Origin of the sequence: Falsiroseomonas ponticola, assembly GCF_016805305.1 — a bacterium.
Taxonomy (GTDB): Bacteria; Pseudomonadota; Alphaproteobacteria; order Acetobacterales; family Acetobacteraceae; genus Falsiroseomonas; species Falsiroseomonas ponticola.
Window position 1 is genome coordinate 142840 of record NZ_JAERQN010000013.1, and the last position, 18891, is coordinate 161730.

Genomic DNA, 18891 nt, shown 5'->3' on the forward strand with positions numbered 1-18891 from the left:
ATTCCTGGCGCGGGCCTTGCCCCGTCTCCGTTGCCGGCGGCCGGTTACTTCGGCGCCAGCACCATGATCATCTGCCGGTTCTCGAGCCGCGGCATCTGCTCCACCTTGGTGGTTTCCGCCAGCTCCGTCCGGATCCGGTCCAGCACCTTCAGGCCAAGGTCCTGGTGCGCCATCTCGCGGCCGCGGAAGCGGAGCGTGACCTTCACCTTGTCACCCTCGCCGATGAAGTCCTTCATCTGGCGCATCTTCACGCCATAGTCGTGGTCGTCGATATTCGGACGGACCTTGATCTCCTTCAGCTCGACGACCTTCTGGCGCTTGCGCGCCTCGTTGGCCTTCTTCTGCTGCTCGTACTTGTACTTGCCGTAGTCGAGGATCTTGCAGACCGGCGGAATGGCGTTCGGGCTGATCTCGAGCAGGTCGAGGCCCACGTCATAGGCGCGCAGCAGCGCCTCGCGCGCCGACATCACGCCGATCATCTCCCCATCCTGGTCGATCAGGCGGACCTGGGGGACTCGGATCTCCTCATTGACCCGCGGGCCGTCTCTCGTCGGCATCTGGGCGGGCATCGGACCACGGGCTATGGCGCTCTCCTGTCGCTGTTCAAGGCTAGTCTCTCATTGTTATGGCGAGTGGGCGGGGCCGGTGCAAGCCGCTGCCTTAATGGGCAGGCGTGCACCGGGCCGAAAAATGCCGCTCAGCCGCGGATATCGGGGGGCGTGGCCTCCGCCGCAAGCGTCGCCACCGCCTCCGCAAGCGGCAATTCCACCTGGTCCCGCCCCGGCAGGCGGCGCAGCACCAGCTTGCCCTCCTCCGCCTCCCGCCGCCCGACCACGGCCAGCACGGGCACGCGCTGGGCGATGTGGTCCGGCACCTTGCGGTTGATCTTCTCGTTCCGCAGGTCGAGGTCCACCCGCAGCCCCGCCTTGCGCAGCGCCTCCGCCGCTTCCTTCGCGAAGGGGGCGGCATCGTCCACGATGGTCGCCACCACCACCTGCACGGGCGCCAGCCACAGCGGGAAGCGCCCCGCATGCTGCTCGATCAGGATGCCGAGGAAGCGTTCGAAGCTTCCCAGGATGGCACGGTGCAGCATGACGGGGCGCTTCCGCGTCCCGTCCTCCGCCACATATTCGGCGTCCAGCCGCTCCGGCAGCACGAAATCCACCTGGAAGGTGCCGCATTGCCAGTCGCGGCCGATGGCGTCGCGCAGCACGAATTCCAGCTTCGGGCCGTAGAAGGCGCCCTCCCCCGGATTCATCTCGTAATCCACGCCGGCCTTGCGGCAGGCCTCGTGCAGCGCGCCCTCCGCCCGGTCCCAGATGCCGTCATCGCCGGCCCGCTGCTCCGGCCGGTCGCTGAACTTCACGCGGAAGCTCTCGAAGCCCAGATCCTTGTAGATGCGGGACAGCAGCGCGGTGAAGCGCACGGCTTCGTCCGCGATCTGGTGCTCCTCGCAGAAGATATGGGCGTCGTCCTGCGTGAAGGCGCGCACGCGCATGATGCCGTGCAGCGCGCCGGAGGGCTCGTAGCGGTGGCAGGCGCCGAATTCCGCCATGCGCAGCGGCAGTTCCCGGTAGCTGCGGATGCCCTGGTTGAAGATCAGCACATGGCAGGGGCAGTTCATCGGCTTCAGGGCCAGCAGGCGATGCGCCTCGTCCTGGTCCTCCACCGTCGCCATGAACATGTTCTTGCGGTAGTTCTCCCAATGGCCGGAGCGTTCCCACAGCTTCCGGTCCAGCACCTGGGGGGTCTTCACCTCCTGGTACTCGCCATCATCCAGGCGGCGGCGCATGTAGTCCTCCACCGTGCGGTAGAGCTTCCAGCCCTTGGGGTGCCAGAAGACGCTGCCGGTCGCTTCCTCCTGCAGGTGGAACAGCCCCATCTCCCGCCCGATGCGGCGGTGGTCGCGCTTCTCCGCCTCCTCCAGCTGCAGCAGATAGGCATCCAGCTCCTTCTGGTCACGCCAGGCGGTGCCGTAGATGCGGGACAGCACGGGGTTGCGGTGGTCGCCGCGCCAATAGGCGCCGGCCACCTTCATCAGCTTGAAGGCGGTGCCGACATCGCCGGTGCCGCGCATATGCGGCCCGCGGCAGAGATCCACCCAGTCCCCCTGGCTGTAGAGGCTGATCGTCTCGCTCTCCGGCAGGTCGCGGATGAGTTCGACCTTGAAGCGCTCGCCCTTGCCCTCGAACAGCGCGATGGCGTCCTCGCGGCTCACCTCCTGCCGGCGGAAGGGGGCGTTGCGGCCCACGATCTCCCGCATCTTCGCCTCGATCGCGGCGAAATCCTCCGTGGTGAAGGGCTGGTTGCGGGAGAAGTCGTAGTAGAAGCCGTTCTCGATGGAGGGGCCGATCGTCACCTGGGTGCCGGGGAACAGCTCCTGCACCGCCTCCGCCAGCACATGGGCGGTGTCGTGGCGGATCAGGTCCAGCGCCTCGGCATCCTTCCGGGTGACGAAGCGCACGGCGGCATCGTCCGCGATCTCATGGCTCAGGTCGCGGAGCTTGCCATCCACCTGCATGGCGAGCGCCGCCTTGGCCAGGCCGGGGCCGATGGCGGCGGCGATCGTCGTGCCCGTCACGGGCCCGTCGAAAGCGCGGACGGAACCGTCGGGCAGGGTGATCGCGGGCATGGGGGCAGCAAGCTCCGATAGCGGAAAATGGGGCGGGACCATGGCCAGCCCGGCACGGCGTCGTCAAGGTTGCCCATTATGGTTACAGTTTCCCCTCAACCCGGGGTTCCGTGCCACCGTCCCTGCCCAACGGAGTCGATCCACCGCATGGCTGAAGCCGAGAAGCCGCCCCGCGCGGCGCTCTATGTTGATTTCGACAATGTCTTCATGGCGTTGCTGCGGTGGGATGAACGGGCGGCCTATGCCTTCGGGGAACGGCCGGATGCCTGGCTGGCCTGGCTGGAGGGGCGGGAGGCCGGCGGCGCGCCAACCACGCGGCGGACCCTGATCCGCCGCTGCTACCTGAACCCGGGCGGCTATTTCGATTTCCAGATGGGCCGCGCCGTCGCGCGCTACCGCCAGCAGCGGGATTTGCGCAACCGGACCTATTTCGGGGAGTTCCGCGCCAATTTCGTGCAGGCGGGCTTCGACATCGTGGATTGCCCGCCCGTCGCCTACCTGAAGAACAGCGCCGACATGAAGATGGCGCTCGATATCCGGGACGCGCTGGACCACAAGACCACCTTCGACGAGTTCGTGATCCTGTCGGGGGACAGCGACTTCCTGCCGGCGCTGGCGCGGCTGCGGGCGCATGACCGGCGCATCACCATCCTGGCGCAGAACACCGCCAAGCGCGCCTACCTGGCGGCCGCCGACATCGTCGTGGGGCTGGATGACTTCGCGCATGACGGCATGGGCAATGTCGCCATCGCGCAGGTGGACCAGGCGCCGCCCCGCCCCGAACCGCCGCCCCGGCCGGAATACCAGCGCCCGGAACCGGTGCGGGCGGAAGCCCCGCCCGCCGCGCGCGGGCCGGACCTGGGCGCGCTGCGCGCCAATGCCCTGGCTTGGCTGAGGGAGGCCCTGGCCCGCAGCCCCGCCGGCGCGCTGCGGATGACGGAGGTGGGCAGCCAGATCAGCCGCGCCCTGCCCCAGCTCAAGGCGACCACCTATGCCGGCGCCGGCACGCTGGGCGCGCTGATCGAGGAGGCGCGCGACCCCCGCCTGCTGATGACCGGCCCGCCATCCCGCCGCTGGGTCTTCGATCCGGAGCGCGGCCCCCCGCCCGGGGACCTGCCGCCGGGCGTGGAGGACCAGCCCGGCCTGCCCCCCGAAGCACCGGCCGAAGCGGCCCCCGAAGCACCGGCCGAACAGCCCGCCGTGGCCGAGGAAGCCGCCGCCCCGACGGCGGCGCCCGGGGAGGCTGAGCCCGCCGGCCTGCCCCCGCCGCCCGCCGCGGAGGCGCCGCCGGAACCCGACGCCCCGGAACCGCCCCCCGAGCCGGCGGCCGAGGCGCCCCCCGAACCCGAGCCCGAGCCCGAGCCCGAGCCCGAGCCGCCGAGCCGCGAGGCGCTGATGATGGATGCCGCGCTGCTGGTGCGCGACATCCTCTGGGGATCGCGGGACAACAAGAAGCTCGCGCAGGACCTGCCGGCCTTCTCGCCCGCGGAGATCGGCTTCGTCCTGAACGCCATCGCCGCCCGCCAGCCGCTCGACCTGCCGGACCTGCCCGCCGCCGCCACCGCCATCGCGGCGGAGGGCGCGGCCCAGGGCCTCCATGTCTCGGCGCGGGAGGTCACGGCCATCCTGCGCTGGCTGCTGCGCGGCTTCGCCAGGCTGAACGAGGCCCCGGCGCCCGACACCGCGTCCCAGCACGCCCGCCGGCTCTACGCCACGCTGGTCGCCGCCGTGCGCGCGCTGGATGAACCGCTCAGCGAGGCGGAGAAGGAGGATCTGCGCAACTGGACCCAGGCCGGGACCGGCCCGGGGGTGGCCTGAGCACGCTGCGTTCAGATGATTCCATCTGAACGCATATTGCTCTAGCTCAGCGGGGCGCCAGCCCCGCCATCGCCGCGCGCACATCCTCCACCCCCAGCGCGGAAAGCGGCGCGTGGCGCAGCACCGCCACCGCCGGGCCGCGCGGCGCGCAGAGGGCGGGGTCGCTCTCATCCCCGAACAGCGCCAGCGTCGGGCAGCCGGCGGCGGCGATCAGGTGGGTGGGGCCGGTATCGTTGCCGAGCGCGAAGCTGGCCCGGCGCGCCAGGGCCGCCACCTGCGGGATGCTGGTCCGGCCGGCCAGGTCGATGGCGCCGGGCGCGGCGCGGGTGATCGCCGCGGCCAGCGCCGCTTCCCCCTTCCCCCCCAGCACCAGGCAGGGCAGGCCGCAGCCCGCGGCGAAGGCGGCGAATCCCGCCACCGGCCAGCGCTTGCCGGGGCGGTGGGGGGAGGCGCCGGGCACCAGCAGCGCGAAGCGCGGCGGCAGCGCGAAATCCGAGAGATCGGCATCCAGCCAGTCCAGCGCCGGCGGCGGGAAATGGTGGATGCCCGCCATTTCCAGCTGGTCCCGCTGGCGTTCCAGCGTGTGCATCACCGTCCGCCGCGGATTGGCATGGGGGTGGGACGCGCCCCAGGCCGTGCCGGACCATTTCGCGCCAAGCCCCACCATCAGCCGGTAGCGGGAGGACCGGCCGGAGGTCTGCAGATCATAGACCCACTCGAAGCCTTCGGCCCTCAGCCGGCGCGCCAGGCGCAGCACGGCGGGGATGTCGGTCCAGGCGGGGCGGCCATCCTCCCACACCTCGTCGAACCAGGGGCTGCGGCGGGCGAGCGGCGCGAAGGGCGGCGTGGTCAGCAGCACGATCCGGCGGCCGGGGTGATGCGCGCGGATGGCCGCGAAGGGGCCGAAGGACTGCACGAAATCGCCCAGCGCGCCCAGGCGGATGACCAGCACGGGGGCACTCACGGCAGCAACTCCCGATAGACCGCGAGCGTCGCCTGCTGCATCGCCGCGGTGGTGTGGCGGGCCAGCACCGATTGGCGCCCGGCCCGCGCCACCGCCGCGCGCTCCGCCGCCGGCATGGCCAGCACCCGGGCCAGCGCCGCGGCCAGCGCCGCCGCATCGCCCGGGCGGACGCGCCAGCCCGTCACGCCATCCTCCACCGTCTCCCGCGGCCCGCCGAGGTCGGCGGCGATGACGGGGCGGCCCATGGCCTGGGCCTCGATCACCGTGCGGCCGAAGGCCTCGGCATCGGTGCTGGCATGGACGACGATGTCGGCCGCCAGCAGCGCCGTGCCCAGCGCCTCCACATGGCCGAGGATGCGGACCCGGTCGGCGACGCCGTGCTGGCGGGCCAGCGCCACCAGGCCGGCGCGGTATTCGCCTTCCCCGCCGCCGCCGGCCAGCACCGCCAGCGCGTTCCCGGGCAGCGCGGCCATGGCCTCGATCAGCACGGCCTGGCCCTTCCAGCGGGTCAGGCGGCCGGGCAGCAGCACCACCGGCCGGTCATCCGGCGCGCCCCAGGCGGCGCGCAGCGCGGCCACCCGGTCCGGCGGCACCGCCGCGGGGTCGAAGCGGCGCGGATCGACGCCGCGATGGATCACGCGCAGCCGGTCCTCCGCCACGCCATGGCGGGCGCGGACCAGGTCGGCGATGAAGTGGCTGACGGCGATGACGCGGTCGCCCCGCGCCATGACGGAATTGTACAGCCGCTTGCCCGGGAAGCCTTCGTTGTAGGCGCCGTGATAGGTGGTGACGAAGGCCGCCCCGGTGCGCCGCGCCGCCAGCAGCGCGGACCAGGCCGGCGCGCGGGACCGCGCATGGATCAGGGCCACGCCCTCCTGCCTCACGAGGTCGGCCAGCGCGGCCGCGTTGCGCCAGATGCCGAGCGGCGACTTGGTCCGCAGCGGCAGCGCCACGTGCCGCGCGCCCAGCGCCTCCAGCTCCGCCACCATGGGCCCGCCCTGGGATGCGACGATGGCGCGCAGCCCCGCATCGCGGATGGCTTCCGCGATCTCGATCGTCCCACGCTCCACGCCGCCGGTGACAAGCGCGGGGAGGACCTGCAGCACGGCGGGGGGGAGAGCCATCGAGGGCGGTTCCTAGCCCCGCCGCGCCCGCGCGTGAAGGGTTCAGCCCCCCTCGCGCCGATGGGCGTAGGTCTCGTCCAGCTTCGCGCGCAGGTAGGCGGCCCCGGTCACGGGGGCGTAGCGCGGCGGATTCCCGGCGTCCGCGCAGCCCGGCAGCACGGCCACCACCGCATCCGGGTTGGGGTCCAGGAAGAAGGCCGCCGAATAGCGTTCGGCCACCGGCGCGCGGACGCGATGCGGGGTGGAAGCGTAGAGGTCATTGGTCCAGCGCATCAGGCAGTCCCCGATGTTGCAGACGAAGGCGCCGGGCAGGCTCGGCACATCCTCCCACCCCCCGCCGCGGCGCTTCACCTGCAGCCCCGCCACCCCATCCGTGGCCAGCACCGTGACGCAGCCATAATCCGTATGCTCCCCGGCGCCGAGCGCGGCCCCCGCATCGCCCGCGGGGTAGTGCAGCAGCCGCAGCGTCGCGAGGGGCCGGTCCAGCTTGTCCTCGAAGAAATCCTCCGCGACCCCGAGGTCCAGCGCGAAGCCGCGATGCAGCAGCCGGCCGAGCGCCCAGGCCGCGTCGAAATGGGCGAGGATGGCGGCGCGGAGGTCGGGGCGCCCCTCCGGCCAGAGGTTCACGCCGCGGAAGGGCACGCCGGCCCGGATCTCCGGATGGTCGGGCGGCATCTCCAGCCCGACATTGAAGGCCTCCTTCCGGTCTGCGGGTTTGGTGGGATCGAGCTGTTCCTCCGACAGGCCGACATAGCCGCGGTTGTGCGGCGAACGGCGGATCGACATCGCCTGCTTGGCGGCCTCCGGTAGGGCGAAGAGGGCGCGGGCGGCGCCGAACAGCCCGGCGGTGGTGGAATCGGGGATGCCGTGGCCGGTGACGAGGAAGAAGCCCGGCCCGCGGCAGGCCGCGCCGAGTTGCGCGGCCACCGCCCGGCGCGCGGCCGGATCGGGGCTGCGGAGGCCGGAGACGTCGATGACGGGGACGCTGTCGCTCATGCCCCGCATGGTGGCGCGGCGGCGCCGCGCTGTCAGCCGCCCTTCACGCCGCCCTGCGTCAGCCCCGCCACGATCTGCTTCTGCGCCACCAGCGTCAGCACCAGCACCGGCGCCGTCACCAGCAGCGCCGCGGCCGATAGCGGGCCCCAGCTGATCTGCTCGAAGGTCAGCATGTTGTTGACGGCGACGGGCAGCGTCCGCGTCTCCCGCCCCGCCAGCACCATGGCGAAGATGAAGTTGTTCCAGGAGAAGATGAAGGCGAGGATGGTCGCCACCGTGATGCCCGGCCGCGCCAGCGGCAGCGCCACGTGGCGGAAGGCCTGCCAGATGGTCGCGCCATCGACCAGCGCCGCTTCCTCCAGCTCGCCGGGCAGGCCCTCGAAGAAGCCGATCATCACCCAGACCGCGATCGGCACGGTCAGCACCAGGTGGGTGATCAGGATGGGCCAGATCGTCCCCGTCAGCCCGATCCACTGGAACAGGAGGAAGAGCGGGATGAGGTAGGAGAGCCCCGGCGTGATGCGCGCGATCAGGATCAGCACCGCCGCCTTGGTGGCCCGCATCTTGGCGATGCCGTAGCCCGCGGGGATGCCGACGGCCAGCGCGATGCCCGTGGCACCGAAGCTGACGACGACGCTGTTCCAGGCCTGCAGCAGGAAGTCGTTGCGTTCGAACACCGCGCGGAAATTGTCGAGCGTCGGCGGGCTCGGGATGAAGACCGGCGGGAAGGCGGTGTTGTCCACCTCGTTCTTCAGGGACAGCGAGAGCATCCACAGGAAGACCAGCGCCGCCGGCGAGACCAGGGCGAAGACCGCGAGCCCGAAGCCGAGGCTTTCGAGGCGCCGCTTCCAGGGCTTCGCCCGCATCGTCGTGCCGCTCATCGCGCCGCATCCTTGAAGCGTTCGCGCGACCAGAGCAGCAGCAGCGCGAGCCCGATGATGAGGGCGAAGAACACCACCACCACCGCGCTGGCATAACCCATGTTGTAGTAGGCGAAGGCGTTGAGATACAGGAAGATGTTGATCGTCTCGCTCGCCGTGCCCGGCCCGCCCTGGGTGATGACGTAGATGGTGTCGAAGGCCTTCAGCGCATCGATGGTGCGGATGATGATCGCGACCATCAGGAAGGGCGCGAGCAGCGGCAGGGTGATGAAGCGGAAGGCCTGCCAGCCCGTCGCGCCATCGATCTTCGCGGCCTCATAGGGATCGACGGGCAGCGAGGCCAGGCCGCCCAGCACCAGCAGCATGACCAGCGGCGTCCAGTGCCAGACCTCCACCATCACCAGCGTCGGGATCACGGTGGAGGCGTCATAGACCCACATGCTGGGCGGGATGCCGAACTGGGACAGGATCCAGTTCAGCACGCCGAGCTGCGGGTGGAACATCATGGTCCAGACCAGCGCGACCGCGACCGGCGTCGCCATCATCGGCAGGATGAAGATGGTGCGCGCCAGGCCGCGCAGCGGGAATTTCCGGTGGAAGGCGATCGCCGCCGCCGTGCCCAGCACCACCGGGATCACCACCGCCAGCGCGGTGAAGTAGAGCGTCCGCCAGATGGAGGCATGGAAGCGTTCGTCGCCCCAGAGCCGCTGGTAGTTCGCGAGCCCGACGAAGCTGCGGCCGGAGCCCAGCTTCCATTCATTCACGCTCATCCACAGGGTGAAGATCCAGGGGAAGACGATGACGGCAACCACCACGAGGGCGGCGGGGACGACGAAGGGCCAGTAGTGCCGGGCATAGGCACGGCCGCGCCGCGCCTTGTCCGCGGCGGCGCCCGACAGCGCCGCCGCATCCCCCGTGGTGGTGCCGCCAGACATCAGGTCGCGCGCTCGGACTGTTCGAGGATGGGCCGGAAGGCCTCGGTGGCGCGGCGCAATTCCGTCGCGACATCGGCGCCGCCGATCATGTTGGTCAGCCCCGCGCCCAGCGTGTCGCGGAACTCCGTCACCGGCACGATCTCCGGCAGGCCCGGATGCGCGATGCGGGAGGAGGCGATCAGCGTCTCGAAATAGTCGCGGCCGAAGCGGCTGGAGCGGATCGCCTCCTCGTCCCGGTAGGGGCTCTGGCGGGCGGGGGCGCCGGCGCCGGCGGTCAGGAAGCGCAGCTGGTTCCGCTTGTTCAGCGCCCATTGCAGGTAGAGCCAGGCGGCGCCGCGCTTGCGCTCGCTGGACCCCGCGCTGATGCCGAGGCCCGTGCCGAAGAGCGCGCAATGGTGGCGCGCCGCGCCGCGCGGCACGACGGCGTAGCCCACCTTGCCGGCCACGCGGGACCGCGTCGGGTCCTCCAAGGGTGCCGCGAAGCCGACGCCATCCAGCCACATGGCGGCGCGGCCCTGGGCGAAGCTCGTCTGCGCCTCGTTCCAGTTGAAGCCGGCCACGCCCTGCGGCGCGCAGTCGCGCATAATCTTCTTGTAGTATTCGCCGGCCGCGATGGCATCCGGCGTGTCCGTCAGCAGGCGCTGGTTGGCATCCGTGCAGTCCCGCTGCTGGGTGCCGAGCAGGAAGCTGGTGTAGAGCACGACATTCGCGTTGCGCACGCCGCGGCCGACGAAGCCCGCCTGGCCGGCGCGCGCATCGGTCAGGCGCTTCGCCGTCTCGTACATCTCGTCATAGGTGGTCGGCACCTGCAGGCCGGCGCGCTGGAAGATTTCCTTGTTGTAGTAGAGGATGAAGTAGTCGGTGAACTCCGGCAGCGTGTCCATCCGCCCATCGGCCTGCGTCGAATAGGCGACGGCGCCGGCGCCGAAATCGCCGAAGTCGAAATCGGGCGCGGTCATCGACGCATCGGCGATCAGCGGCTTCAGGTCCGCGGTCCAGCGCGCGCGGCCGACCTGGCGCTTGTTGACGTGCAGGCTGATGCCGATGACGTCGAAGGAGGGACGGCCGGAGGCGAATTCGATGACGAATTTCTGCCGGTGCTGCTGTTCGGGAATCGCCTCGGATCCGACGCGGATGCCCGTCAGCTCCTCGAACTCCCGCTGGTTCTGGATCAGGATCTGGCTGCGCGGATTGGCCGTCAGGCTGACCTCGATCCGCTCTCCCGCGAAGCGGCGCCAGTTGAAGGCGCCCTGCGCATCGACCTGGCTGACCAGCGCCGGCGCCGCCAGCATCCCCGCACCGCCCAGCAGCGCACCGCGCCGCGTGATCATCGTCATGGGTCCCTCCCTCAAGGCTCGGATCGGCCTGTCCGGCGCGGATGCTCCGCCGAAACATGGTGCCGGGGCAAGCCCCGCCATGCGGCGGCGGGGTCGGTTCGGCATCCGATCGGCAACCCCGCCCCCTTCCCCATCGCGCCGATGCGGCTAGGCTCCACCAGGACAGGGAGAGACATGCCATGACGATGCCGGACGGCCTGCCCGATGACTGGAAGGAAGGCGCCTTCGCGCTGCGGCTGCAGACGCCGGAGGGCCCTTCGGTCCTGGCCCTGCTCGGCGGCGCCGCCTTCGACATGACGCCCGCCTTCGGCACCGCCAGCGCCTGGCTGAACAGCGACGATCCCGTCGCCGCCATCCGCGCGCAGGGCGTGCCCGCGGCGCTGGACCTGCCCGCCGCGCTGGCCAATGCCCGGCATGGCGCGCGCGCCGCGGACCGGCCCTGGATCATCGCGCCCATCGACCTGCAGGCCATCAAGGCCGCCGGCGTCACCTATGTCCGCTCCATGCTGGAACGCGTGATCGAGGAGCGCTGCCGCGGCGATGCCAGCCAGGCGGAGGCCGTGCGCGGCGAGGTCCGCGCCATCATCGGCGACGACCTCCAGAACCTCATCCCCGGCAGCGCGGAGGCGATGGCCGTCAAGGCCGCGCTGGTCGCCAAGGGATGGTGGAGCCAGTACCTCGAGGTCGGCATCGGCGCGGATGCGGAGATCTTCACCAAGTCGCCCGTGCTCTCCGCCGTCGGCACCGGCGCCAAGGTGGGCGTGCACCCGATCAGCCACTGGTCGAATCCGGAACCGGAAGCGGTGATGGTGGTGAATGGCCGCGGCCGCATCGTCGGCGCGACGCTCGGCAACGATGTGAACCTGCGCGACGTGGAGGGGCGTTCCGCCCTGCTGCTCGGCCGCGCCAAGGACAACAATGCGAGCTGCGCGCTCGGCCCGATGATCCGCCTCTTCGACGGCGGCTTCACGCTGGAGGATGTGCGCCAGGCGGAGATCACGCTGACCATCACGGGGCGGGACGGTTTCAACCTCTCCGAATCGGGTCGCGTCGGGTCCATCAGCCGCGATCCCGCCGATGTGGTGGGCCAGATGATCGGGCCGCACCACCAGTATCCCGATGGCGCCGTGCTGTTCCTCGGCACGCCCTTCTCGCCCACCAAGGATCGCGGCGCGCCGGGCATGGGCTTCACGCATCACCCCGGCGATGTCGTGCGCATCGCCTCCCCGCGCCTCGGCGCGCTGGAGAATGAGGTGGACCGCACCGATGAATGCCCGCCCTGGACCTTCGGCATCGGCGCGCTGATGGCGAACCTGGCGCGGCGCGGGCTTCCGCGATGACGGAAGAGACGGGCCGCCTCGACGGCCGCCTCGCCTGGGCGCGGCTGCCGGGCAAGGGGCCGGGCGTGGTCTTCCTGCCGGGCTTCCGCAGCGACATGCAGGGATCGAAGGCGGTCTTCCTGCGGGACCATTGCGCGGCGCGTGGCCAGGCCTTCCTGCGGCTCGACTATTCCGGCCATGGCGAAAGCGATGGGCGGTTCGAGGACGGCACCATCGGCCAATGGGCCGCCGATGCGCTGGCGCTGTTCGATGCGCTGACGGAGGGCCCGCAGATCCTGGTCGGCTCCTCCATGGGCGGCTGGATCGCGCTGCTGATCGCGCGCCAGCGGGCGGCGCGGCTCGCGGGCCTCATCGGCATCGCGCCCGCGCCGGATTTCACCGACAAGCTGCTCTGGCCCGCGCTGCCGCCGGAAGCCCGGCAGGCGCTGGCGCGGGACGGCATGATCCAGCTGCCGAGCCAGTATGGCGAACCGACGCCGGTGACGCGGGCGCTGATCGAGGACGGCAAGCGCCAATCGGTGCTCGATGCGCCGATCGACCTGCCCTGCCCCGTCCGCATCCTGCAGGGCATGGCGGACCCGGACGTGCCCTGGCGCCACGCGCTGCGGATCCTCGACACGCTGGTCCAGGGCGATGCCCGCGTCACCCTCATCAAGGATGGCGACCACCGCCTCTCCCGGCCGGAGGACCTCCGCCTGCTGGCGGAGACGCTGGACAGCCTGCTGGCGTGAGCGAGGATGTCGAGGAAGCGATCAGGATCGCGGCCCGCCTGCTGGGCCATGATCCCGGCGGGTTGGAGCCGCTGAGCCAGCCCGGCCGCCGCAACCTCATCCTGCGCCTGCCGGGCGGGCTGATCGTCAAGCGCATCCTGGGCGCGGATGCCGGGGAGCGGTTCGCGCGGTAGGAAGCGAGCCTTGGCCTGCCCGGCCTGCCCCGCCTGGTGGCGTGCTGTGCCGAGGCGAAGCTGCTGGTCATGGAGGATGTCGGTCCCGCCGGGTCGATGGTGGCGCCCCTGCTGGGCAACGACCCCGGCGCGGCGGAAGCGGCGCTCCTGACCTGGGCTCATGCACTCGGCACCGTTCATGGCGCCACACGAGGCCACCAGCCGCTGCCCTGCCCGCTTCACATCGACCTTGGCGCGCTGCCGACTGCCATCGAGGCCGCGCTGCCCCGCCCCGCCGTCGCGGCGCTGGTCTCGGCGCAGCCCGGCCCGTTCCGAAGCTGGCTGCATCACGATCCCTGCCCGGACAATGTGCTGCTGTCAGACGGCGCCGCGCGGCTGATCGATTTCGAACGCAGCGGAAGCGGGTTCTGCCTGATGGATGCGGCCTATCTCCGCATGGGTTTCCCGACCTGCTGGTGCGCCGGCACCGTGCCGGCCGCGATCGTCGCACGGGTCGAAGCGGCCTATCGCCGGGCGCTGGCGCCGGCCCTGCCGGAGGCGGCCGACGATTCCTGCTTCGAAGCCGGCATGCAGGCCGCCTGCGCACTGTGGTTCCTGCGCCGGCTCGGCTGGCTGCTGAGGCTGGCGATGGCGGAGGATGCGATCTGGGGGATCGCGCCGCGCCGATCGCGGCTGCTGCACGACGCAGAGACGGTGGCCGCCGGCAACACGGCCCTGGCTCAGCCGGCACGGGCCATCGCGTCGATACTGCGCGGCTGGTGGCCGGAATCGTCGCCGCTGGCGCCCTACCCCGCCTTTTCCGCCGCCAGGATGCGCGCCAGCCCCTCCCGGTAGGTCGGGCAGCGCCAGGCGATGCCGAGCGCCGCCTTGGTGGCTGCATTCGTCACCACGCGGTTCTCCGACCAGAAGGACAGCGCCATGGGGGACATGCGCGGGGCCGCCGCCTCGAAGGGCAGCTCCGGCGGTGGTTCCACGCCCAGCAGCCGCGCGGCTTCCGCGACCACATCGGCGGAGGGCGCCGGTTCGTCATCCACGAGGTGCAGCACGCGAACGCCATCCGGCCGCCGCGCCGCCGCCACCACGGCGAGGGCGATGTCGTCCCGGTGGATGCGGCTGAAGGCATGGCCCGGCTTCACCACGCGGCGCGCCGTGCCGGCGCGGAGTTCATCCAGCGCGGACCGCCCCGGCCCGTAGATGCCCCCCACCCGGAACAGGTCCAGCGCCCGCACGCCGGCCGCCGCGCGCCAGGCCTCCTCCGCCTCCAGCCGCCGCCTGGACCGGTCCTGTCCGGGTGCGGGGGGCGTCGCCTCCTCCACCGCCGCCCCGCCGCGGTCGCCATAGACGCCGGTGGTGGAGAGGTAGCCGAGCCAGCGCAGCGCGGGCGCCGCGGCGATCGCCGCCGCATGGGCGGCCAGCACGGGGTCGCCAGCCTCGCCCGGCGCGGCCGTGACGACGAGGTGCGTGGCCTCGCGGATCGCCGCCCCGGCCTCCGCGAAGGCGATGACGGCAACACCCGGCGGCGGCGCCGCGCGGGCGGGGTCGCGCGCCGTGCCGGTCACGGCGAAACCCGCGGCCAGGGCCTCCTGCGCGATCGCGCCGCCGCTGTAGCCCAGCCCCGCCACCACCAGCCGATCCACCATGCCATCCCCCCGGTCAACGGCCCTGATGTGCGCCCATGCCGGCCGCCCGCAAAGGGGTTGCGCCCCGGCTGATCGTTCCGCCATGGTCAGGCATTACAAGCAAGACAGGAAACGTCCCGCATGCTTCGCCGCCGCCATGCCCTCGCCCTGGCCGGGGCCACCCTTGCCTCACCACTCGTCGCCCGGGCCCAGGCTTTCCCGCAGGACCGGCCGATCCGCGCCGTGGTGAACTTCCCGCCCGGCGGGACGGTGGACACGGTGGCGCGCCTGGTCGCCCCCGTGCTGTCGGAGAAGCTCGGCCGGCAGGTGGTGGTGGAGAATCGCGGCGGCGCCTCCGGCCTCATCGGGGCGGAGGCGGTGGTGCGCAGCCCGGCCGATGGCCACACCCTGCTCTTCGCGCTGTCCACCCATGCGGTGAACCCGCACATGGTGCCGCGCATGCCCTTCGACACGCTGGCGGATTTCGCGCCGGTCGGCCTCATCGGCGGCGCGCCCGTGCTGATGGCCGCCCACCCCACCGCCCCCTTCCGGACGCTGGCCGACGTGATCGCGGCGGGGCGGGTCGGGGAAGGCCCGCATTACGGCACCATCGGCAACGGCTCCACCGGCCATCTGATGATGGCGCAGCTTTCCACCCTGACGGGCGCGCGCTTCACCCATGTGCCCTTCCGCGGCGGCGGGCCGGCCGTGCAGGCGGCGCTTGGCGGGCAGGTGCCGCTGGTCATCACCTCCACCGTCGCGGTCGGCCCGCATGTCACGGCGGGGTCGCTGCGCGGCGTGGCGCTTTCCGGCGCCGAACGCTCCCCCGTGCATCCCGGCGTGCCGACGGTGGCGGAACAGGGCTTCCCCGGCTTCGCCGCGGATAGCTGGGTCGGCGTCCTGGCCCCGGCGCGGACGCCGGAGGCGGTGGTCGCGCGGATCAACGCGGACCTCGCCGCCACGCTGGCCGATCCGGGCGTGCGCGAACGCCTGGCCGGCATCGGCATGACGCCCCGCGCCATGTCGCCCGCGGAATTCGGCGCCTTCGTCGCCAGCGAATACGAACGCTGGGGCAAGGTGGTGCGGGAACACCGCATCGTCTCGGACTGACGACCACCAAGGGTTGATCGCCGGCGGGCTTCTCCGCCGGCGATTCCCGTATCGCGAAAGGTGGTATAGAAGCGGGCCATGCGACGCCCTGCCCGCACCATGCTCCTCGGCGCCTTCGCCGCCGCCGCGCTGGCGGCGCTGGGCGGCTTCACCTGGGTCGTGATCCTGCCGAGCCCCGCCCTGACGGCGGAGGAAGTGCTGCCCACGCCGCCGGAGCCGCCGCGCCTCGATGGCAGCCCGCGCAGCGAGCGCTGCATGATGCTGGCCCGCACCGATGCGGTGGAGGCCCGCAGCTTCGCCGAGGCGTGGGAGGCCGAGGGCGGCGGCGAGGGCGCGCGCCATTGCCTGGCCATCTCCATCCTCGCCATGGGCGAGCCCGGCCAGGCGGCGCGGCAGCTGGAAGCCCTGGCGCGCAATTCCCGTGCGGGCAATGCCGCCCGCGCCGCGGTCTTCGCGCAGGCAACCCAGGCCTGGCTGATGGCGGGCGATGCGGGCCGCGCCTATGCCGCCGCGACGCTGGCGCTGACCCTCTCCCCGGATGATCCGGACCTGCTGACGGACCGCGCCGTGACGCTCGGCTCCCTCTCCCGCTACCGGGAGGCGCTGGAAGACCTGGACCGCGCGCTGGTGATCGACGCGGAGCGGACGGAGGCGCTGGTCTTCCGCGCCGCCGCCTGGCGGCATCTGGATCGCGTGGACAATGCCGCGCGGGACATCGACCGCGCCCTGGCCCTCGACCCCAACTATGCCGAGGCGCTGCTGGAGCGCGGCATCATCCGCCAGCTGCGCGGCGACACGGCCGGCGCGCGGGAGGATTGGGAAAGGGCGATCGAGATCGCGCCGGACAGCCCGACCGCGGACCTCGCCGCGCAGAACCTGGCGCTGAACGAGGCCGGGCCCTTCCGCCGTTGATCGGCGCCATCACCGCGCTGCTGGTCTGCCAGCTGGCCGGTGAGGTCGCGACGCGCGCGCTGCACCTGCCCGTGCCCGGCCCTGTCGTGGGGATGGTGATCCTGTTCCTCGCGCTGCTGGCGCGGCGCGGGCCGGTGCCGGCGCCGCTGGGCGAGACGGCGGATGGGCTGCTCGGCCATCTCGGCCTGCTCTTCGTGCCGGCGGGCGTCGGCGTGGTGCTGTTCCTGCCCGTGCTGGCGCGGGACTGGGCGCCGCTGTCACTCGCCATCCTGGCCGGCACACTGGCCGCGATCGCCGCGACGGGACGGATCGCCCAGGCCCTGCTGCCGAAGGAGGATCCATGACGCCGCTGGCGGAGATCTGGGTCTATCTGGCGCGGGAACCGCTGGCCGCGCTGACGGCGACGCTGCTGGCCTGGCTGGCGGCGCTGCGCATCCATGGCTGGTGCGGGCGGCATCCGCTGGCGAACCCGGTGCTGATCGCCGTCGCGCTGCTGGCCGGCGGGCTGCTGGCGGCGGGCATCGACTACCGCGCCTATTTCAGCGGCGCGCAATTCGTCCATTTCCTGCTGGGCCCGGCGACCGTCGCGCTGGCCGTGCCGCTGTATCGCCAGTTCGCGCTGGTGCGGCGATCCGCGCTGGCGGCCACGGCCTCCATCATCCTGGGCGGCGCCTTCGCGGCGCTGGCCGGCATCGGCATCGCGCTGGCGCTGGGCGCGGCGCCGGAGGTGGTGGCGAGCCTGGCGCCGCGATCCGTCACGACGCCCGTCGCCATGGGCATCGCGGAACGGCTGGGCGGCCTGCCGAGCCTGACGGCCGTGGTGGTGATCCTGTCCGGCATCGTCGGCGCCGCGCTCGGCCCGGTGGTGCTGACCTGGGCGGGGGTGCTGGACTGGCGGGCGCGCGGCATCGCCATCGGCACCGCCTCCCACGGCATCGGCACGGCGCGGGCGCTCAGCGTGAACGCGACGGCCGGCGCCTTCAGCGGGCTGGCGATGGGGCTGAACGCGCTGGCGACGGCGCTGCTGCTGCCGCTGCTCTGGGGGTTCTTCGCGGGGTAGCCCTCAGAACAGCGCAGGCAGCGGCGCCGTGGGTTGGCGGCCATAAAGGCCGCGCCGGAGTTCCGACCGGGCCTGCACGCCCCAGCCATCCAGCTGCTGGATCAGGGCCTGCGGCACGGAAACGCGGGCGCCCTCGGCCAGGGGCGCCCCGCCCGCCATCCCCGGCGCGATGACGGAGGGCGCCACGCGATACTCCACATGCAGGTAGTGCATCGACTCGCTGAGCAGGAACTGGCTGCTGATCCAGTAGGGCGGCAGCCAGCCCGCCCGGCGCTGGCCTTCATCGTGGAGCGTGTCCAGATAGGCGGCCTGCCCCGGCTGCCGTCCGGCCGCCACCACCACCAGGCCGCGGCAATCCAGGGCGGCGCGCACGGCGGAGACGACATGGCGCGCCAAGGCACCTTCGTGGAGGCAGACGCCATGCGGCTCCCAATGCACCGCCACTTCCTGCGCCGCGCGGGCGACGATGACCGCCGCGGCGCGGCCGGCGCGTTCCTGCACCAGGACGGCCTCGTGGAACCGGGTCGGCACGCTCTGGTCGCTGGTGCGCGCAGCACCGACGCCGAGATGCATGACGCGCCAGGGCCCGGCCGGCAGGGGCAGGACCTTGGGCCCGAGGGCGAGGCTGCCCTCCACCATCGATCCGGGCGCCTGCGCCTGGCCGGGGAGCGGCAGGAGGAGAAGGGCCGCCAGCAGCAGAACAAGACGCACCGACCGCAACCCCCGATTGCCATTCCGGCAATGCTGCGGGGCCGCGGCGGATCATGTCAACGCGGGAACGGTGCCCCTCACTCCGGCCTGGATTGTGGCGGGGCGCCGGCCGGCGGCGTCGCGGGTTCCCGCGCGCCCGAGGTGCTCTCCCCGAGGAAACCCTGCGGCGTCGTTCCCGTGCCGGCGGGCTGGTCCCGCCCCACCGCCGACCCATCCGTGCCGCGGTTCACCGCCTGGGGGCTGTCGGTGCGCGGCGGCTGCTGCGCCGGGCCGGCATCCCGCCCGATCTCCTCCACCCGGCCCGGCGGCGGGCCACCGGCCTGCGGCGGCGCGACGGGCTGCGCGAGGGCGAAGCCCGGGAGGAGGAGGGCGGCGAGGAGAAGGCGATGGGTCATGGGGAGCGTAACGTCCGCCCCCCGGGACGGTTGCTAGGCTCAGGACTCATTGGCCGAGCCAGAAGATGACGATGGCGGCGAGTGTGACGGCGCCGAAGAAGATGGTGGGGCATCGGTCGTAGCGGGTGGCGATGCGGCGCCAGTCCTTGAGGC

General features: G+C 72.3%; 20 protein-coding genes and 1 pseudogene. 9 read left to right on the forward strand and 12 right to left on the reverse strand.

The window, feature by feature from the left end:
• Positions 1-44 precede the first annotated feature (44 nt).
• Together infC and thrS are read right to left on the reverse strand one after the other, a co-directional pair.
• Positions 45-557 carry a translation initiation factor IF-3 gene (gene infC / locus JJI54_RS28010; RefSeq protein ID WP_226382180.1) on the reverse strand — a complete coding sequence of 171 codons (513 nt, stop codon included), beginning with the start codon at positions 555-557 and terminating at the stop codon, positions 45-47.
• Positions 558-697: 140 nt separating this feature from the next.
• Positions 698-2632, reverse strand: coding sequence for a threonine--tRNA ligase (gene thrS / locus JJI54_RS28015; protein WP_203076725.1), 1935 nt, complete (start codon positions 2630-2632; stop codon positions 698-700).
• 147 nt (positions 2633-2779) lie between these two features.
• Between thrS and JJI54_RS28020 the strand changes: the two genes are divergently transcribed.
• Complete coding sequence (locus JJI54_RS28020) at positions 2780-4450, forward strand: NYN domain-containing protein (protein ID WP_203076726.1); 1671 nt, start codon at positions 2780-2782, stop codon at positions 4448-4450.
• A 46-nt stretch (positions 4451-4496) separates the two neighbouring features.
• Here the strand turns inward: JJI54_RS28020 and JJI54_RS28025 are convergent, their stop codons facing one another.
• From JJI54_RS28025 to JJI54_RS28050, 6 genes are read right to left on the reverse strand one after another with little or no spacing between them, the layout of a single operon-like run.
• Entirely contained in the window at positions 4497-5414 is a 918-nt protein-coding gene (locus JJI54_RS28025; protein WP_203076727.1) for a glycosyltransferase family 9 protein, read from the reverse strand.
• Positions 5411-6538: a glycosyltransferase family 4 protein gene (locus tag JJI54_RS28030; RefSeq protein WP_203076728.1), complete on the reverse strand. Its 1128-nt coding sequence runs from the start codon at positions 6536-6538 to the stop codon at positions 5411-5413. Before JJI54_RS28030 ends, JJI54_RS28025 begins: the two co-directional genes overlap by 4 nt.
• Before the next feature lie 42 nt (positions 6539-6580).
• Positions 6581-7534 carry an isopenicillin N synthase family dioxygenase gene (locus tag JJI54_RS28035; RefSeq protein ID WP_203076729.1) on the reverse strand — a complete coding sequence of 318 codons (954 nt, stop codon included), beginning with the start codon at positions 7532-7534 and terminating at the stop codon, positions 6581-6583.
• A gap of 32 nt (positions 7535-7566) precedes the next feature.
• Complete coding sequence (locus JJI54_RS28040; protein WP_226382181.1) at positions 7567-8415, reverse strand: carbohydrate ABC transporter permease; 849 nt, start codon at positions 8413-8415, stop codon at positions 7567-7569.
• Positions 8412-9350: a carbohydrate ABC transporter permease gene (locus JJI54_RS28045; RefSeq protein WP_203076730.1), complete on the reverse strand. Its 939-nt coding sequence runs from the start codon at positions 9348-9350 to the stop codon at positions 8412-8414. The genes JJI54_RS28040 and JJI54_RS28045 overlap by 4 nt, the downstream gene beginning before the upstream one ends.
• Entirely contained in the window at positions 9350-10687 is a 1338-nt protein-coding gene (locus JJI54_RS28050) for an extracellular solute-binding protein (protein WP_203076731.1), read from the reverse strand. Before JJI54_RS28050 ends, JJI54_RS28045 begins: the two co-directional genes overlap by 1 nt.
• A gap of 179 nt (positions 10688-10866) precedes the next feature.
• Here JJI54_RS28050 and JJI54_RS28055 point away from each other — a divergent pair, with 179 nt between their 5' ends.
• The 4 genes from JJI54_RS28055 to JJI54_RS28070 are packed head-to-tail and all read left to right on the forward strand — an operon-like array spanning position 10867 to position 13765.
• The gene (locus tag JJI54_RS28055; RefSeq protein ID WP_203076732.1) at positions 10867-12027 is read left to right on the forward strand and encodes a fumarylacetoacetate hydrolase family protein; all 1161 of its coding nucleotides are present in this window, start codon (positions 10867-10869) and stop codon (positions 12025-12027) included.
• The gene (locus tag JJI54_RS28060; RefSeq protein ID WP_203076733.1) at positions 12024-12758 is read left to right on the forward strand and encodes an alpha/beta hydrolase; all 735 of its coding nucleotides are present in this window, start codon (positions 12024-12026) and stop codon (positions 12756-12758) included. The genes JJI54_RS28055 and JJI54_RS28060 overlap by 4 nt, the downstream gene beginning before the upstream one ends.
• On the forward strand, positions 12755-12931 hold the full coding sequence (locus tag JJI54_RS28065) for a hypothetical protein (protein ID WP_203076734.1): 177 nt from the start codon (positions 12755-12757) through the stop codon (positions 12929-12931). The genes JJI54_RS28060 and JJI54_RS28065 overlap by 4 nt, the downstream gene beginning before the upstream one ends.
• A 36-nt stretch (positions 12932-12967) precedes the next feature.
• Positions 12968-13765 carry a phosphotransferase gene (locus tag JJI54_RS28070; protein WP_203076735.1) on the forward strand — a complete coding sequence of 266 codons (798 nt, stop codon included), beginning with the start codon at positions 12968-12970 and terminating at the stop codon, positions 13763-13765.
• Here the strand turns inward: JJI54_RS28070 and JJI54_RS28075 are convergent.
• Positions 13717-14571 (reverse strand): Rossmann-fold NAD(P)-binding domain-containing protein, encoded by an 855-nt coding sequence (locus tag JJI54_RS28075; RefSeq protein WP_203076736.1) that lies wholly within the window; start codon positions 14569-14571, stop codon positions 13717-13719. The genes JJI54_RS28070 and JJI54_RS28075 overlap by 49 nt on opposite strands.
• 120 nt (positions 14572-14691) lie before the next feature.
• On the opposite strand from JJI54_RS28075, the gene JJI54_RS28080 reads away from it, so the two are divergent.
• The 4 genes from JJI54_RS28080 to JJI54_RS28095 all read left to right on the forward strand — a co-directional run bounded on the left by JJI54_RS28080 (position 14692) and on the right by JJI54_RS28095 (position 17632).
• On the forward strand, positions 14692-15660 hold the full coding sequence (locus JJI54_RS28080; protein WP_203076737.1) for a tripartite tricarboxylate transporter substrate binding protein: 969 nt from the start codon (positions 14692-14694) through the stop codon (positions 15658-15660).
• Positions 15661-15738: 78 nt separating this feature from the next.
• On the forward strand, positions 15739-16572 hold the full coding sequence (locus tag JJI54_RS28085; RefSeq protein ID WP_226382182.1) for a tetratricopeptide repeat protein: 834 nt from the start codon (positions 15739-15741) through the stop codon (positions 16570-16572).
• A complete protein-coding gene (locus JJI54_RS28090; protein ID WP_203076738.1) occupies positions 16569-16916 on the forward strand; it encodes a CidA/LrgA family protein in 348 nt (115 codons plus the stop codon). Before JJI54_RS28085 ends, JJI54_RS28090 begins: the two co-directional genes overlap by 4 nt.
• On the forward strand, positions 16913-17632 hold the full coding sequence (locus JJI54_RS28095) for an LrgB family protein (protein ID WP_203076739.1): 720 nt from the start codon (positions 16913-16915) through the stop codon (positions 17630-17632). The genes JJI54_RS28090 and JJI54_RS28095 overlap by 4 nt, the downstream gene beginning before the upstream one ends.
• A 3-nt stretch (positions 17633-17635) precedes the next feature.
• On the opposite strand, the gene JJI54_RS28100 is transcribed toward JJI54_RS28095, so the two are convergent.
• From JJI54_RS28100 to JJI54_RS28110, 3 genes and pseudogenes are all read right to left on the reverse strand, one after another.
• Complete coding sequence (locus JJI54_RS28100) at positions 17636-18343, reverse strand: hypothetical protein (RefSeq protein ID WP_203076740.1); 708 nt, start codon at positions 18341-18343, stop codon at positions 17636-17638.
• 77 nt (positions 18344-18420) lie between these two features.
• Positions 18421-18738 carry a hypothetical protein gene (locus JJI54_RS28105; RefSeq protein ID WP_203076741.1) on the reverse strand — a complete coding sequence of 106 codons (318 nt, stop codon included), beginning with the start codon at positions 18736-18738 and terminating at the stop codon, positions 18421-18423.
• Between the two features lie 46 nt (positions 18739-18784).
• Positions 18785-18891, reverse strand: a pseudogene (locus tag JJI54_RS28110) (IS5/IS1182 family transposase); the annotation flags it as partial.

What these genes read in the sequence shown, in the direction of transcription:
- infC (WP_226382180.1), bottom strand. Translation starts at nt 557, where the DNA reads ATGCCGACGAGAGACGGCCCGCGGGTCAATGAGGAGATCCGAGTCCCC.
- thrS (WP_203076725.1), bottom strand. Translation starts at nt 2,632, where the DNA reads ATGCCCGCGATCACCCTGCCCGACGGTTCCGTCCGCGCTTTCGACGGG.
- JJI54_RS28020 (WP_203076726.1), top strand. Translation starts at nt 2,780, where the DNA reads ATGGCTGAAGCCGAGAAGCCGCCCCGCGCGGCGCTCTATGTTGATTTC.
- JJI54_RS28030 (WP_203076728.1), bottom strand. Translation starts at nt 6,538, where the DNA reads ATGGCTCTCCCCCCCGCCGTGCTGCAGGTCCTCCCCGCGCTTGTCACC.
- JJI54_RS28035 (WP_203076729.1), bottom strand. Translation starts at nt 7,534, where the DNA reads ATGAGCGACAGCGTCCCCGTCATCGACGTCTCCGGCCTCCGCAGCCCC.
- JJI54_RS28040 (WP_226382181.1), bottom strand. Translation starts at nt 8,415, where the DNA reads ATGAGCGGCACGACGATGCGGGCGAAGCCCTGGAAGCGGCGCCTCGAA.
- JJI54_RS28045 (WP_203076730.1), bottom strand. Translation starts at nt 9,350, where the DNA reads ATGTCTGGCGGCACCACCACGGGGGATGCGGCGGCGCTGTCGGGCGCC.
- JJI54_RS28050 (WP_203076731.1), bottom strand. Translation starts at nt 10,687, where the DNA reads ATGACGATGATCACGCGGCGCGGTGCGCTGCTGGGCGGTGCGGGGATG.
- JJI54_RS28055 (WP_203076732.1), top strand. Translation starts at nt 10,867, where the DNA reads ATGACGATGCCGGACGGCCTGCCCGATGACTGGAAGGAAGGCGCCTTC.
- JJI54_RS28060 (WP_203076733.1), top strand. Translation starts at nt 12,024, where the DNA reads ATGACGGAAGAGACGGGCCGCCTCGACGGCCGCCTCGCCTGGGCGCGG.
- JJI54_RS28075 (WP_203076736.1), bottom strand. Translation starts at nt 14,571, where the DNA reads ATGGTGGATCGGCTGGTGGTGGCGGGGCTGGGCTACAGCGGCGGCGCG.
- JJI54_RS28080 (WP_203076737.1), top strand. Translation starts at nt 14,692, where the DNA reads ATGCTTCGCCGCCGCCATGCCCTCGCCCTGGCCGGGGCCACCCTTGCC.
- JJI54_RS28085 (WP_226382182.1), top strand. Translation starts at nt 15,739, where the DNA reads ATGCGACGCCCTGCCCGCACCATGCTCCTCGGCGCCTTCGCCGCCGCC.
- JJI54_RS28095 (WP_203076739.1), top strand. Translation starts at nt 16,913, where the DNA reads ATGACGCCGCTGGCGGAGATCTGGGTCTATCTGGCGCGGGAACCGCTG.
- JJI54_RS28105 (WP_203076741.1), bottom strand. Translation starts at nt 18,738, where the DNA reads ATGACCCATCGCCTTCTCCTCGCCGCCCTCCTCCTCCCGGGCTTCGCC.